14 protein-coding genes and 1 pseudogene are annotated in these 13,867 nt (G+C 73.3%); 7 read left to right on the forward strand and 8 right to left on the reverse strand.

Annotated elements, in window-relative coordinates:
- Positions 1–114: 114 nt before the first annotated feature.
- Positions 115–1,092 carry a LysR family transcriptional regulator gene (locus tag AC3A5R_RS14175; RefSeq protein ID WP_487621408.1) on the forward strand — a complete coding sequence of 326 codons (978 nt, stop codon included), beginning with the start codon at positions 115–117 and terminating at the stop codon, positions 1,090–1,092.
- On the opposite strand, the gene AC3A5R_RS14180 is transcribed toward AC3A5R_RS14175, so the two are convergent.
- Genes AC3A5R_RS14180 through AC3A5R_RS14200 form a run of 5 tightly spaced genes read right to left on the reverse strand, consistent with a single transcriptional unit; the run spans position 1,085 to position 6,983 of the window.
- Entirely contained in the window at positions 1,085–1,924 is an 840-nt protein-coding gene (locus AC3A5R_RS14180; protein ID WP_487621409.1) for a DUF2705 family protein, read from the reverse strand. The genes AC3A5R_RS14175 and AC3A5R_RS14180 overlap by 8 nt on opposite strands.
- Positions 1,921–4,722, reverse strand: a complete 2,802-nt coding sequence (locus AC3A5R_RS14185; RefSeq protein ID WP_487621410.1) for an alpha/beta fold hydrolase — start codon at positions 4,720–4,722, stop codon at positions 1,921–1,923. The genes AC3A5R_RS14180 and AC3A5R_RS14185 overlap by 4 nt, the downstream gene beginning before the upstream one ends.
- A 12-nt stretch (positions 4,723–4,734) precedes the next feature.
- Entirely contained in the window at positions 4,735–5,319 is a 585-nt protein-coding gene (locus AC3A5R_RS14190) for a TetR/AcrR family transcriptional regulator (protein WP_487621411.1), read from the reverse strand.
- A 10-nt stretch (positions 5,320–5,329) separates the two neighbouring features.
- Positions 5,330–6,355, reverse strand: a complete 1,026-nt coding sequence (locus tag AC3A5R_RS14195) for an aldo/keto reductase (protein ID WP_487621412.1) — start codon at positions 6,353–6,355, stop codon at positions 5,330–5,332.
- Positions 6,356–6,410: 55 nt separating this feature from the next.
- The gene (locus AC3A5R_RS14200) at positions 6,411–6,983 is read right to left on the reverse strand and encodes a TetR/AcrR family transcriptional regulator (protein WP_487621413.1); all 573 of its coding nucleotides are present in this window, start codon (positions 6,981–6,983) and stop codon (positions 6,411–6,413) included.
- 93 nt (positions 6,984–7,076) lie between these two features.
- Here AC3A5R_RS14200 and AC3A5R_RS14205 point away from each other — a divergent pair, with 93 nt between their 5' ends.
- The 3 genes from AC3A5R_RS14205 to AC3A5R_RS14215 are packed head-to-tail and all read left to right on the forward strand — an operon-like array spanning position 7,077 to position 8,800.
- Complete coding sequence (locus AC3A5R_RS14205) at positions 7,077–7,754, forward strand: NADPH-dependent F420 reductase (protein ID WP_487621414.1); 678 nt, start codon at positions 7,077–7,079, stop codon at positions 7,752–7,754.
- A 2-nt stretch (positions 7,755–7,756) separates the two neighbouring features.
- Positions 7,757–8,638: an SDR family oxidoreductase gene (locus AC3A5R_RS14210; RefSeq protein ID WP_487621415.1), complete on the forward strand. Its 882-nt coding sequence runs from the start codon at positions 7,757–7,759 to the stop codon at positions 8,636–8,638.
- A 27-nt stretch (positions 8,639–8,665) separates the two neighbouring features.
- Positions 8,666–8,800 carry a hypothetical protein gene (locus AC3A5R_RS14215; RefSeq protein WP_487621416.1) on the forward strand — a complete coding sequence of 45 codons (135 nt, stop codon included), beginning with the start codon at positions 8,666–8,668 and terminating at the stop codon, positions 8,798–8,800.
- Between the two features lie 8 nt (positions 8,801–8,808).
- On the opposite strand, the gene AC3A5R_RS14220 is transcribed toward AC3A5R_RS14215, so the two are convergent.
- Positions 8,809–9,111, reverse strand: a complete 303-nt coding sequence (locus tag AC3A5R_RS14220) for a hypothetical protein (RefSeq protein WP_487621417.1) — start codon at positions 9,109–9,111, stop codon at positions 8,809–8,811.
- Between the two features lie 44 nt (positions 9,112–9,155).
- Between AC3A5R_RS14220 and tpx the strand changes: the two genes are divergently transcribed.
- Positions 9,156–9,647 (forward strand): thiol peroxidase, encoded by a 492-nt coding sequence (gene tpx / locus AC3A5R_RS14225; protein ID WP_487621418.1) that lies wholly within the window; start codon positions 9,156–9,158, stop codon positions 9,645–9,647.
- On the opposite strand, the gene AC3A5R_RS14230 is transcribed toward tpx, so the two are convergent.
- On the reverse strand, positions 9,617–10,879 hold the full coding sequence (locus AC3A5R_RS14230) for an MFS transporter (RefSeq protein WP_487621419.1): 1,263 nt from the start codon (positions 10,877–10,879) through the stop codon (positions 9,617–9,619). The genes tpx and AC3A5R_RS14230 overlap by 31 nt on opposite strands.
- An 86-nt stretch (positions 10,880–10,965) precedes the next feature.
- Here AC3A5R_RS14230 and AC3A5R_RS14235 point away from each other — a divergent pair, with 86 nt between their 5' ends.
- The gene (locus AC3A5R_RS14235) at positions 10,966–11,487 is read left to right on the forward strand and encodes a MarR family winged helix-turn-helix transcriptional regulator (protein WP_487621420.1); all 522 of its coding nucleotides are present in this window, start codon (positions 10,966–10,968) and stop codon (positions 11,485–11,487) included.
- Between the two features lie 25 nt (positions 11,488–11,512).
- Here the strand turns inward: AC3A5R_RS14235 and glpK are convergent, their stop codons facing one another.
- Positions 11,513–13,039 (reverse strand): glycerol kinase GlpK, encoded by a 1,527-nt coding sequence (glpK, locus tag AC3A5R_RS14240; RefSeq protein ID WP_487621421.1) that lies wholly within the window; start codon positions 13,037–13,039, stop codon positions 11,513–11,515.
- A 172-nt stretch (positions 13,040–13,211) separates the two neighbouring features.
- On the opposite strand from glpK, the pseudogene AC3A5R_RS14245 reads away from it, so the two are divergent.
- Positions 13,212–13,867: pseudogene (locus AC3A5R_RS14245) on the forward strand (hypothetical protein); the annotation flags it as partial.

Below are 13,867 nucleotides of genomic sequence, written 5' to 3' on the forward strand. Positions count from 1 at the left end.
CAAGACCGGTTCGGCGCCGATCGATAACCGCGGGGCATCGCCAGCGGGGCCGCACGTCAGTACCGTGGGCGAGGGGGCGCGCCGGCCCCCTCACCGCCGTCTGGGGAGGGATGTGTGGACCTCGACCTGCGGCTCGTGCGGTCCTTCGTCGTCGTCGCCGACGAGCTGCACTTCGGCCGGGCCGCCGCCCGCCTCTACGTCAGCCAGCCTGCGCTGTCCAAGCAGGTGCGTCGGCTGGAGGAGCAGGTCGGAGCGCCGCTCCTGCACCGCGACAGCCGGCACGTGGCACTGACCGCGCGCGGCGAGCGGTTCCTCGATGACGCCCGGGCCCTGCTCGCCCTCGCCGACGGGATGACGCAGGCACCGCGGCGCGAGGGCGTCCGGATGGCGCACGTCTTCGAGCTGTCGACGAGCCGCATCGTGGCGGACGCCTTCGGCCGGGCCGAGCCCGCCGTGCCGCTGCGCGAGCAGGCCATGGACAGCATCACCCAGCTCGGGGCGCTCGTGGAGGGTCGCCTCGACGTCGCCGTCCTGCGCGTGACGCCGCGGATGCGCCTCGCGCACCCCGCCGGCTGGCGGCACCGGCTCCTCCGGCTCGAACCACTCGTCCTCGTCGGCCCACCGGGCGACGAACCGCGTCCACGTGCCTCCTTCCACGATCGGCCCCTCGCCGTGTTCGGCGACCCGCCCGACTCGGGCACGTACAACGCGCACGGCCAGTACCTGACCGCCCTCGAGGCGCGTCTCGGGCTGTCGATGCGCTGGCTGGGGACGCCGGGCGCGTTCAGCCACTGCATCGCCCACGTGCTGCGCGCCACGGGCCCGGTGCGCTACCTCGAGTTCTTCTCCTACGCGGAGAAGTACGTGGAAGCCGGCCTGCCGATGTACTGGCCCGAGGGGCTGCAGCCGTACTACCCGTGGTCGCTGGCGTGGCGTGACGACGACGCGTCGTCGACGACGGCCCGCATGGTCGAGGTCGCCCTCACGGTGGCCCGCGAGCGGGGGTGGCTCGAGACGGGCGCCCCACCCGACCGCGCAATGCCGTGGATGCCGGACGACGAGCCCGCGTGGGACGAGGTGGGGCTCAGCTGAGGATGTCGGCCCGGCGGAACCGTCGGTAGCCGAGCATCGTGAACGCGACGGCCCACACGAGCGACCACAGCGCGCCGTGGGTGACCGCCGTCCACTGCGGGTCGAGGGCGATGATGTCCTGCCAGGCCCGGTTGTAGTGGCCCGGGAAGGCGTTGCGCCACGGGTCGAGCGCGTCGATCTGGTCGAGGATGTTGAGGACGATCGTGAAGAGCACGGCGCCACCGACGGCGGCGAGGGGCGCGTCGGAGCGCACCCCGATCCAGAACGCGATCGCGGCCGTCGGCAGGAGCGTCACGAAGACGTAGGCCAGGGCGAGCGCGAGCCGCGGCAGCAGCTGCCCCCACGTCAGCGACTCCCCCGTCGGGCTCGTCAGCGGCGCCCAGCCGTAGGCGAACCCGCCCACGAGCAGCGACCACCCGACGAGCAGCACCGCCGCCGCCACCGTCGAGGCCAGCCCGATGACGAGCTTGCTCGTGAGCAGCCGCGACCGCCGCACCGGCGCGATGAGCAGGTAGCGCAGTGACGACCACGACGCCTCGGCCGGCACGGAGTCGCCGCAGAAGAGCGCGGCGACGAGCACGAGCAGCAATTCGGACGACGCGAAGAGCGTGAAGAGGGTGAAGTTGGCCGAGCCGTCCTGGGCGAGGTCGATGAACCGCGGAGCCGCACCCGGACGCGGCGGGTCGCCGAACGCGAAGGCGGCCACGAGGATGAGCGGCAGGGCGAGGACGAGCGCGAAGGCGACCTTGGTGCGGCGTCGGCCCCACTGACGCCCGAGCTCGGCCCGCCAGGAGAGCGGGTCGCGGATGCGCTTGACGGCCTCGACGCTCATCGGGCTCTCACCTGCCTCAGTCGGTCGACGAGCGACACCGACTGGTCGCCCGGGCCGGTGCCGTTGCCCGACGCCGCCGCGGAGATGACGCCGAGGAACACCTCCTCGAGGTGGCGCCGGCTGCTGACGCCGACGACCGGCACCCCGGCCTCCACGGCGGCCTGCACGACGGCGGCCCGGTCGAGGTCCGCGACGACGACGAGACGCGTCGGGGTGTCGACGCGCACCTCGGAGACGCCGGGCGCGGCCTCGAGCGCGGAAGCGAGGTCGTGGAGGCGGTGCCGCTCGACGCCCTCTTCGACGTCGACGAGCGTCGTGTCCTGGCTGTCGACGAGGTCGGCGACGGGGCCCTGGGTGACGACGCGTCCGGCGTGCATGACGACGACGTGGGTGCACGTCATCTCGACCTCGGCGAGCAGGTGGCTCGACACGACGACGGTGCGCCCGGTGTCGGCGTAGCGGCGCAGGATCGGGCGCATGGCGGCGATCTGCGGTGGGTCGAGGCCGTTCGTCGGCTCGTCGAGGACGAGCAGCTCGGGCAGGCCGAGCATCGCCTGGGCGATGCCGAGCCGCTGCTTCATGCCGTGGCTGTAGGACTTGACCGGGCGGTCGACGGCGCCGCCGAGGGCCGCGACGTCGAGGGCCTCGTCGAGGTGGGCGTCCTCGGGCGGCCGGCCCGTGGCACGCCAGTAGGCCTCGAGGTTCTGTCGGCCGGTGAGGTGCGGCAGGAAGCCGGGCCCCTCGATGAGGGCGCCGACCCGGCCGAGCACGTCGGAGCCGGCCGTCACCGGCTGGCCGAGCACGTGCACGCTGCCGGCGTCGGAGGAGATGAGTCCCATGACCATGCGCATCGTCGTCGTCTTGCCGGCGCCGTTGGGGCCGAGCAGCCCGACGACCTGGCCGCGCTCGGCCCGCCACGACACGTCGTCGACCGCGCGGTGCCCGTCGGCGTAGGTCTTGACGAGCCCGTCGACGACGAGCGGCACGTCGTCGAGGTCGGGGCGTGGCGCCACGTGCGCGCGCCTCCGCCGGCCGGCGAGCCAGCCACCCAGGGCGATGAGGAGCAGGGCCGCGAGCACCGACGCGGCGACGCGCGTCTCGGTGTCGACGCCCGTACCCGAGCCGCCGGCGGGGGCGCCCGTCGCGACGGGCACGACGAGGCCGCCGTCGGCGCGCACCCTGATGGTGGCCGGCGTCCGGTCGTTCGAGAACGTCGACTCGGTCGTCGTGAGGAGCACGCGCCACTGGCTGCCGGCCGGCATCGGGTAGGTGGCGGCGGGCAGCGAGACGGTCACCGGCGTCGGGCGTCCGGGCGTCACGGTGACCCGCAGCGGCGCGACGAGCGCGTGCGGCAGCGTCGCCTGGCCGCCGCTGACGCGCCACAGCGAGGCGAAGAGCGTGACGGTCGGTTGGTCGGAGGTGACGGTGAGCCTCAGGGCCGGCGAGCCGACGGCCGTCGTGCCGGTGGCGACCGGCTCGGTGTCGAGGGCGGTGGACTGCCCTGGCAGAGCAGCGATCTGGTACGTCGAGAGGGTGACGCCGAGGGCTGCGAGCCCCGGCACCGCGATGAGCGAGGCGGGTTGGCCACCCGGCGGGTGCGCGAGCACGCCGGTGGTCGTGCGCAGGGGCAGCGTCGTCGTCGACAGGGTCGAACCGCCGAGGCCCGGGTAGTGCGGCAGGGTGAACAGCTGCGACGCCTGGCCGCGCCGGGCTGCTGGTGTCGAGTAGGTGAAAGCCGCTGTGGGCAGGGCAGATCCGCGCGGCGCCATGTCGCGCACCCAGTGGTCGAGCCAGGCGTAGGACGCGTCGGTCTCCTCGCGCTCGCGGCTGCTCGGGGCGTCGTGGCCGCCGTCGCTCCAGCGCACGGCGTACGGGGTGCCGGACGCGTCGAGCGCGGATGCCGTGGCGTCGGCCTGGTCGAGCCCGAAGAGCGAGTCGGCCTGGCCCTGCACGAGGAACGTCGGCGCCTTGACCTGCGGCATGGTGGCGCGCGGGCTGTGGGCCCGCAGCAGGGCGAGCAGCTGCGGCGACGGCGTGCCCGTCTCGGACGCCTGGACGAAGAGGCGGCAGATCGTCGGGTCGAACCGGCCGCACTCGGACGTCGCGGCGCCCGCCCCCCGGCGGGCACCGAGGAAGAAGTTCGAGGCCCACACCTGCTTGAACGGGCCCGCCTCGGCGACGGGAGAACGTCCGGCCGCAGTGGTGGGCGGGCGCGTCAGGGCCGCCTGCGGGAAGAACGCCTCGGCGAGGTCGTTCCACGTGATGGCGGCGACGACGCCGTCGATGCGCGGGTCGGCGCCGGCGAGCAGGAGCGCGAGCGCCCCGCCGTAGGAGGCGCCCATGACGCCGGCCCTCGGGTCGCCCGAGGCGTCCAGCTCGACGTCCGGACGCGCTGCCGCGAGGTCGAGCAGGGCACGGGCGTCGGCGACCTCGTACTGCGGGTCGTCGAGGTGGATCCGGCCGCCGGACGCGCCGTGGCCGCGAGCGCTCCACGTGACGACGACGTAGCCCCGCTCCTGCAGCTCGACCGCCTGGACGGCGACGGAGTCCTTGCTGCCGCCGAAGCCGTGGGCCAGCAGCACGACGGGGTGCCGGCCGGTGGTCTGCGGGTACACCGAGACGTCGAGCCGCACCGGCGTGCCGTCGGGCTCCGGGCGCACCGACACCTGCTGGGCGACGGGTGCCGGGGATGCTGCGGGACGCACGACCGCCGTCGACGCGTGGGCCGCGGGCAGCGCCGTGACGCCGGCTGCGAGCACCACCCCGAGCGCAGCGATGAGGCGGGCCCGGACCGTCATGGGCCCATCACATCACGGACGGGCGCGCAGGCCGTCGACGACGAGGTCGAGGACGGCCTCGAGCTGCTCGTCGAGACCTGGGTGACGCCACTCGTCGGCGTGCGCCGGGTGGTGGAACATCGCCGTCGCCTGGAGCACGGCGAGGCCGGCGGCGGCCGGGTCGGCGGCCGTCAGCTCGCCCGCCTCGACCCCCGAGGCCACGATGGCGGCGAGCTGTGCGGCGAGGTGGGCGACGTGCGCGTCGACCACCTCGCCGGCCTCGTCGGTGACCTTGCGGAAGGTCGCGAACAACTCGGGGTCCTCGCGCGCGATGCCCTGCTTCGTCGCGGCGAGACGACGCACCCAGGCGCGCAACCGCGTCGACGCGTCGCCGGGGCCGTCGACGAGCTCCGCGAGTGGCGCCGACACGCGCTCGAGCCACCGCCGCGTGACGGCATCGCGGAGCGCCGCCTTGCTGCTGAAGTGCCGGTAGACCGAGCCGTGGCTGACGTCGAGAGCCCGGGCGACGTCGACGACGGTCGTCTTGGCGGGCCCGAAGCGGCGCAGCACCTCCTCGGCGGTGTCGAGGATGCTCTCGGCGGTCAGCGGCTCGGTCACGGACGGCAACTTACTTCTCGCTGTCGAGGAAGGACATCTGCATCGCGTCGTAGCGGGTGCCGGCGACGGCGTCGGCGGGTACGGCGGCCTCGATGGCGGCGAGGTCGGCGTCGGTGAGTGCGAGCCCAGCGGCGCCGAGCGACTCCTCGAGCCGCACGCGGGTGCGGGCGCCGACGAGGGGCACGACGTCCTCGCCGCGCGAGGCGACCCAGGCGATCGCGACCTGGGCGACGGTGGCCCCGCGCGCCTCGGCGACCTCACGCAGCGCCTCGACCAGGCGGAGGTTGGACTCGAGGTTCTCGCCGGAGAATCGCGGCAGGTGGGCCCTGAAGTCACGCGGGTCGCGCACGTCGCGGTCGGCGCTCCAGTGGCCCGAGAGCAGGCCGCGGGAGAGGACGCCGTAGGCCGTGACGCCGACGCCGAGCTCGCGCGCGGCCGGGAGGATGTCGGCCTCGATGCCGCGCGAGACGAGCGAGTACTCGATCTGCAGGTCGGCGATCGGGTGCACGGCCGCCGCGCGACGGAGCGTGTCGGCGCCGACCTCGGAGAGGCCGATGTGTCGGATCCAGCCCGCCTGCACGAGGTCGGCGAGCGCGCCGACGGTCTCCTCGACGGGGACCTCGGGGTTGAGGCGCGCGGGACGGTAGATGTCGACGTGGTCGGTGCCGAGCCGCTGCAGCGTGTAGCCGAGGAAGTTCTTGATGGCGGCGGGACGCGTGTCGATCCCACCCCATGAGCCGTCGGGACCGCGGAGGGCGCCGAACTTGTCGCTGATGACGGCGTTCTCGCGGTCGCGGCCGCGCAGGGCCTCGCGCAGGACCAGCTCGCTGTGGCCCATGCCGTAGAAGTCGCCGGTGTCGAGCAGTGTGACGCCGGCGTCGAGGGCGGCGTGGATCGTGGCGATCGACTCGCCCTCGTCGGCCGGCCCGTAGAGGTCGGACATGCCCATGAGGCCGAGGCCGAGGCCTGCGACGGTGGGGCCGGTGGCGCCGAGGCGGCGCGGGGACAGCTCGGTGGAGGTGTTGGCGGTCGTCATGTCCCCAGCGTGCGTCACAACTGACAGAATCGCAAATCTGTCAGTCCATTACTGTTCACGCGGCGGGCGGCAGCGCGGCGGCCACGATCAGCTCTGCGGTCCGGCGAGCCGCAGCTGCCGCCGCGGGGTCGGCGGCCAGGGCGCCGTCGGCCAGGCCGCCATCGAGGAGCAGGACGAGCGACCGGGCCAACCCGTCGGGGTCGGCGGCACCGGCGTCGGCGGCGAGGTCGCGGACCCAGGCGAGGACGGACTGCTTGTGGGCGACCGTCCGGTCGTGGACGGGCGTGCCCGGCTGCGACTCGGCGGCCGCGTTGATGAAGGCACAGCCGCGGTAGTTGTCGCGCCGGCAGGCCGAGCCGAGCGCGTCGAAGAGGCCGACGAGCTGCTCGGCGGGGCTGTCTCCCGCGGCCTCGGCAGCGGCCTTCAGCTGGCCGGTCCAGATGCCGTCGACCTTGTCGAGGTAGGCGAGGACGAGCTCGTCCTTGGCCGGGAAGTGCTTGTAGAAGGTCGCCTTGGCGACACCCGACTCGCCGATGATGAGGTCGACGCCGACCGCCCGGATGCCCCGGGCGTAGAAGAGGGCGAAGGCGGTCTCGAGGATCCGGTCACGGGCAGCGGTCGCAGGCACCCCTTGATAATAGACAGACCTGTCTGTTAGTGTCCACGACTGCACCTAGACAGACCTGTCTACCCACGCGCTTCCCACCTCGGAGGACACCTCATGGACATCGCAGTTCTCGGCACCGGCATGGTCGGCCAGGCCCTCGCCGGCGCGCTCTCGCGCCTCGGCCACTCGGTCGTCGTCGGCACCCGCGACCCGCAGGAGACCCTTGCCCGCACCGAGCCCGACGGCATGGGCAACCCGCCGTTCGCCGCCTGGCACGCCGAGCACGGTGACGTCGCGCTCGCGACCTTCGCCGAGGCCGCGGCGGCCGCCGAGCTCGTCGTGCTCGCAGGCAACGGCCACGCCGCCCTCGACATGCTCACGGCTGCGGGCGCCGACCACCTCGCGGGCAAGGTCCTGCTCGACATCTCCAACCCGCTCGACTTCTCGGCCGGCTTCCCGCCCAGCCTGTTCGTCAAGGACACCGACTCGCTCGGCGAGCGCATCCAGCAGGCGTTCCCGCAGGTGCGGGTCGTCAAGTCGCTCAACACGCTGACCGCCGCCCTCATGGTCGAGCCGAAGCTGCTCGGCGAGAGCACGACGGTGTTCGTGTCGGGCGACGACGCCGACGCCAAGGCGACCGTCACGGCGCTGCTCACCGAGTTCGGCCACGACGACGTCATCGACCTCGGCGGCATCGAGACCGCCCGCGGCACCGAGATGCTCCTGCCGCTGTGGCTGCGCACCATGGGCGCCCTCGGCACTGGCATGTTCAACATCAAGGTCGTGCGCTGACCATGGCCAGCGCGGCCGGGAGCCTGCACGGCAGGACCGTGCTCGTCACCGGCGGCACCGGCGGGATCGGCGTGGCCACGGCCACCGGTCTCGCCGGGCTCGGCGCCCGCGTGGGCATCGTCGGCCGCTCCGCCGAACGCGGCGACGCCGCGGCCGACGCCATCCGCGCGTCCGCGCCCGACGCCGTCGTCGACGTGTTCGAGGCGGACGTGTCCTCCCAGTCGGAGGTGCGCCGGCTCGCCGCCGACGTCCGCGGGCGGTACGACCGACTCCACGTGCTCGTCAACAACGTCGGCGGCTACTGGGCCCATCGCCACCTCACCGCCGACGGCCTCGAGCGCACCTTCGCCGTCAACCACCTCGCGCCGTTCCTGCTGACGCACGAGCTGCACGACCTGCTCGTCACGAGCGCCCCCGCGCGCGTCGTCACCGTGTCCTCCGCCGCCCAGGCGATGGGCCGCATCGACCTCTACGACCTCCAGGGCGAGCGCGCGTACAACGGCCAGAGGGCCTACAACGCGTCCAAGCTGGCCAACGTCCTGTTCACCTACGAGCTGGCGCGCCGGCTCGAGGGGACCGGCGTCACGGCGACGGTGCTGCACCCCGGCGTCGTGCGCACGGCCTTCGGGCGCGAGGACGCCGGTGGCCTCATGCGCCTGATGATCCCGTTCGTCACGCCGTTCATGAAGACGCCCGAGCAGGGCGCCGAGACCCCGCTGCACCTCGCGGCCTCCCCCGAGGTCGAGGGCGTCACCGGCGTCTACTTCGCGAACCGCCGACCTAAGCAGTCCTCGCGCGCCAGCCTCGACCGCCACCTCGCCCGCAGCCTGTGGGAGGCGAGCGCCGCCCTCACCGGCGTCGACGCGGCCGGACGCCTCCGCTGATCCCCTCCAGCACGACCGGAAGAACCCATGACCGACCACCCCCGCACCCTCGTGCACGGAGCACGCGTCCTCGACGGCGCGGACCTCGAACGCCACGGTGAGGCGTACCGGGCCCTGCTCACGGCGCCGAGCGCCGTGGCCACCCTCCGGGCGACCGCCTGACGCGTCGGTCAGCGGTCGCCGTCGGCCTGCTGGCGCTCCAGGCGCTTCTCGAGCAGGTACGCGGCGACGCCGCACACGACGAGCACCATGAGGGGCGGCAGGTAGCGCACCGCGCCCTCGAGCTTCAGCCAGTCGTAGGGAGCGGTCGCGAACGCGAAGAGGTCGAGCTCGAGGACGTACCGCACGATCGGCAGCAGCCCGAAGACGAGCCCGACGATGCCGATGCAGTTGATGAGGAACCGGGCGCCACCGCCGGCAGGCACGTCGGCCGGCCGGCCGGTCTGGCGCTCGGGGGGACGCGTCGGGCTCATGGGCCACAACCTACGCGTCCGGCCACGGGTGCTAGAAACACGGCATGGCCATCACCGCACTCGGAGACATCCCCGTCCACACCGTCGGCGACCTGCCCGCCGTCGGCAGCCCCTCGCCCTCCTTCACGCTGACCGGCACCGACCTCAAGGACCTCGAGCTGCCACGGGGCCGCCGCGTCGTCCTCAACATCTTCCCGAGCATCGACACCGGCGTCTGCGCCGCGAGCGTCCGCCGCTTCAACGAGCTGGCCGCGGGCCTGGAGAACACGACCGTCATCTGCGTCTCGGCCGACCTGCCGTTCGCGCTGCGCCGGTTCTGCGGCGCCGAGGGCATCGAGGACGTCGTGACGGCCTCGACCTTCCGGTCGAGCTTCGGCCAGGACTACGGCGTGACGATGGCTGATGGCGGCATGCGCGGCCTGCTGGCGCGCACGGTGGTCGTCGTCGACGCGTCGGGCGTCGTGACGCACGTCGAGGTCGTGCCGAGCATCGGCCAGGAGCCCGACTACGACGCCGCGATCGCCGCGCTGGGCTGAGGCTCGACGCCCGGGGCCGCGGAGGGAGCGCCGCCGCCCCGGGCGAAGTCGCGCACCCCGCGGACGAGCACCGGCCAGCAGCCGGCGACGAGCATCCACACGGCCACCCCGGCCATGACGGCGCCGGTCGGGAACCGGTCGCTGATCGGGCCGACGAGCAGGTTGCCGAGCGGGATCGCGCTGAACGAGATGAGGATGTCCCACGACGCGACGCGTGCAAGGCGGTCGTGGGGCACACCGTCCTGCAGGGCGGTGTCCCAGCCGACGGCGAAGAACATCAGGCCGGCGTTGGCCACGAGGCCGCAGACGAGGATGCCGGCCAGGCTGCCCGGCCAGGCGAAGGCGAGCGGGAAGAGCGGGAACAGCCCGAGCGCGACGAAGGCCCAGAGGAGCATCCGCCGCGGCTGCAGGCGCATCGCGAGCAGGCCGCCGACGATGCCGCCGACGCCTTGTGCGGCCACGACGAGGCCGAGCGCCTTGGCTCCGCCGAGGTCGCGGACCGCGGTCACCTCGACGAGGACGACGAGCACGCCGGTGGCAACGTGGAACATCCCCGCCGAGACGAGGCCGGTCCAGAGCCAGTCGTGACGCCGGATCTCGGCGAGGCCCTCGACGATCTCGGCGCGCACGGACGTGCGTTCGGTGCGGCGCGTGGCGCGGGCCCGGACGAGGGCGACGCTGACCGCCGACCACACGAACGTGGCTGAGTTCGTGGCGAACCCGGCGACCGGGCCGGCGTGGGCGACGACGAGTCCGGCCAGGAGCGGGCCGGCGATCTGGGCCGCGGACTGGAGGAAGCTGATGGCGGCGTTGGCGTCCTGACGCCGGTCCGCGGGGACGACCAGCGGCCGCAGGGACACGAACGCCGGGAAGAAGAACGCCCCCGCACCCGACGTCACGGCCGCGAGGCCGGCGAGCAGGGCCAGTGGCGGGTCGCCGAGCAGGAAGACCAGGGCCGTCGCGGCCGCGGTCGCGGCGCGGACGAGGTCGGCGACGACCATGATCCGGTGCGGCGCCACCCGGTCGGCCCAGACCCCGCCCAGGAGGGTGCAGAGCAGCCGGGCACCCATGGCCGACGCGGCGATGACGCCGAGCTCGGTGGCGCCGCCGCCCGCCAGGACGATGGCGACCGAGAGCGCGATGGGGTGGAACGCGTCGCCGACCCAGGAGAGGGCCTGGCCCGTGACGAGGAGGCGGAAGTCGCGCACGGCGGACAGCTCTCGGATGGACATGGTTCGAGATTAGTTAGACGTCTGACTATCTGTCAATGAACTATCAGAGAGTTCCAGCAACGGAGTCGGTCTGGGACACTGACGCCATGGCGAAGGCACCGCGGCAGCCCCGACAGCAGCAGGACTCCGTGGACCGGCACGTCGCCCGGTGGACCGGACTCCTCGACGGGATGGACCCGGAGGTGGAGGGTGCCGTCACCCGGATGCAGGCGATCACCAAGCGGATCAAGGCCGGCGACCACGCCGCCTACGCCGACAGCGACGACACCATCGAGGACTACTGGACCCTCCACGCCCTCCTGATCCAGCCCTACCCCGAGGAGGCGACGCCGGCGCAGCTCGCCGACGCGTGCGGCGTCACCCGCGCGGCGATGACCTCACGCATCGACCGGCTGGTGCAACGTGGGAACGTGACGCGCGAGGTCGACCCGGTCGACCGCCGCCGCATCCTCGTTCGACCCACCCCTTCGGGACGCGCTCTGTGGGAGAAGGGGATCGAGGCGGGACTCGCTCGGGAGAAGGCGGCCTTCTCGGCCCTCGACACCGCGGAGCTCCGGGCGCTCAACACGCTCCTGCGCAAGGTGGTGCTGCACCTCGAGGAGGGCTGAGCCGACGGGTCAGCGCCCCGACGCGTCAGCGCGTGTCGTCGTCGACCCAGTCGAGGGTGCGCTGCACGGCCTTCTTCCACTGGCGGTAGAGGCGGTCCCGCTCGGCGTCGTCCATCTGCGGCGTCCACCGGCGGCCCTCCCGCCAGTTCTCACGGATCTCGTCGGTCGACTCCCAGTAACCGACCGCGAGGCCCGCGGCATAGGCGGCACCGAGCGCCGTGGTCTCGGCGACCTCCGGCCGCACGACGTCGACACCGAGAAGGTCGGCCTGGAACTGCATCAGGGTGTCGTTGCCGACCATGCCGCCGTCGACCTTGAGCTCGCTCAGCGGCACGCCCGAGTCGGCATTCATCGCGTCGAGCACCTCACGCGCCTGGAAAGCCGTGGCCTCCAACGCCGCTCGCGCGATGTGGCCCTTGTTGACGTAACGCGTGAGGCCGACGAGCGCGCCGCGCGCGTCGGGGCGCCAGTGCGGGGCGAAGAGGCCGGAGAAGGCGGGCACGAAGTACGCGCCGCCGTTGTCGTCGACGCTCGCCGCGAGCGCCTCGATCTCCTTGGCGTCCTTGATGATTCCGAGGTTGTCGCGCAGCCACTGCACGAGCGACCCCGTGACGGCGATCGACCCTTCGAGGGCGTAGACGGGCGGCGCCTCGCCGAGGCGGTAGCAGACGGTCGTCAGCAGGCCGTTCTCGGAGGCGACGATGTCCTCGCCGGTGTTGAGGAGCATGAAGTTGCCGGTGCCGTAGGTGTTCTTGGCCGTGCCGACCTCGAGACAGGCCTGGCCGAACGTCGCCGCCTGCTGGTCGCCGAGGATGCCCGCGACCGGCACGTCGATGAGGATGCCCGGCTTGCACGTGCCGTAGACCTCCGACGACGAGCGGATCTCGGGAAGCATCGAACGCGGGACGCCCATTGCGGCACAGAGGCCCTCGTCCCACTCGAGGGTGCGCAGGTCCATGAGCAGCGTGCGTGACGCGTTGGTGACGTCGGTGACGTGGACGCCGCCGTCGGCCGCGCCGCCGGTGAGGTTCCACAGCAGCCAGGAGTCGATGGTGCCCATGAGCAGCTCGCCGGCCTCGGCCCGCTCCCGCGCGCCATCGACGTGGTCGAGGATCCAGCGCACCTTGGGGCCGGCGAAGTAGGTGGCGAGCGGCAGCCCGGTGACCTCGCGCCACCTCTCGGCGCCGTCGGCGGCGGCGAGCTCGTCGCAGATCGCCTGGGTGCGGGTGTCCTGCCAGACGATCGCGTTGTGGATCGGCTCGCCGGTGACGCGGTCCCAGACGACCGCGGTCTCGCGCTGGTTGGTGATGCCGACGGCGGCCACATGGGTCGCGTTGAGGTTGGCCTTGCCGAGCGCCCCGCCGACGACCTGACGCGTGTTGGACCAGATCTCCGACGCGTCGTGCTCGACCCAGCCCGCGCGCGGGAAGACCTGCCTGTGCTCGAGCTGGTCGACGGCCACGACGCGGCCCCCTCGGTCGAACACCATGGCGCGGGTGCTCGTGGTGCCCTGGTCGATGGCGACGACGTGGCTGCGCTGCTCGGTCGGCATGAGCCCGACCGTACCGCGCGGGTGGGCTCGCTTCACGGTTCTGCCGCGATGGCTGTGGACGGGCCTGCGCTACAAGGAGTTCCGCGTCCACAACCTGTCGTCGACCCTTGAAATCTATTCGAACACGTGTTCTAATGAAGGTAGGAGACCCCCCGGCGAGAGGAGCGGCGCGATGCCCTACCTCGACGCGCCGCCCAGCCCGGGCGCGACCGGTCGCCTGGCTCGGGTCCGGCGCATCCTCGCCGCCGACCGGGAGCGCCGTGAGGCCTGCTCGGTTGTCGCTGCCGAGGGGATCGGCTCGCCGGGTCCGGTGTCGGGACCGGTGGGACCGGTGGGACCGGTGGGGCCGGTGGGGCCGGTGGGGCCGGTGCGGCCGGGGGTCGGGGGTGTGCCGGGTTCGCTCGCGGCTGGTGCGGCACCCCGCGGGGCGGGTGTCGTGGTTGCGCCGCGAGCCTTCCGGGATGAGCGGCTCGACGCGTGCGGTGACCGGGTGCTGTCGCAGGTCGAGGCGCTGGAGCGGGCCAAGGCGCGGCTGGAAGCCCGGCTGCTGCAGGCGTACGCGGCACTGCACACCATCCAGGACCAGCAGCTGGCCCGGTTCGCCCCGAGGTCCCCGATCCCGCTGTCGGCAGACCGGGTCGTCGCGGACGAGATCGCCTGCGCGACCGGGGTCGGGCGGGCGGAGGTGTCCCGACGGCTCGAGCTGGCCCTCGCGCCCCGCCGGCACCGGGTGCTGCACGCTGGCCTGCGCCAGGGCCAGGTGGGCCTGTACCGGGCGTTGGCCGTCGTCGCCGAGACCCGCAACCTGCCCGACGAGGCGCTGCCGGC

The sequence above is a fragment of the Intrasporangium sp. Soil_C_50 genome (assembly GCF_057656595.1).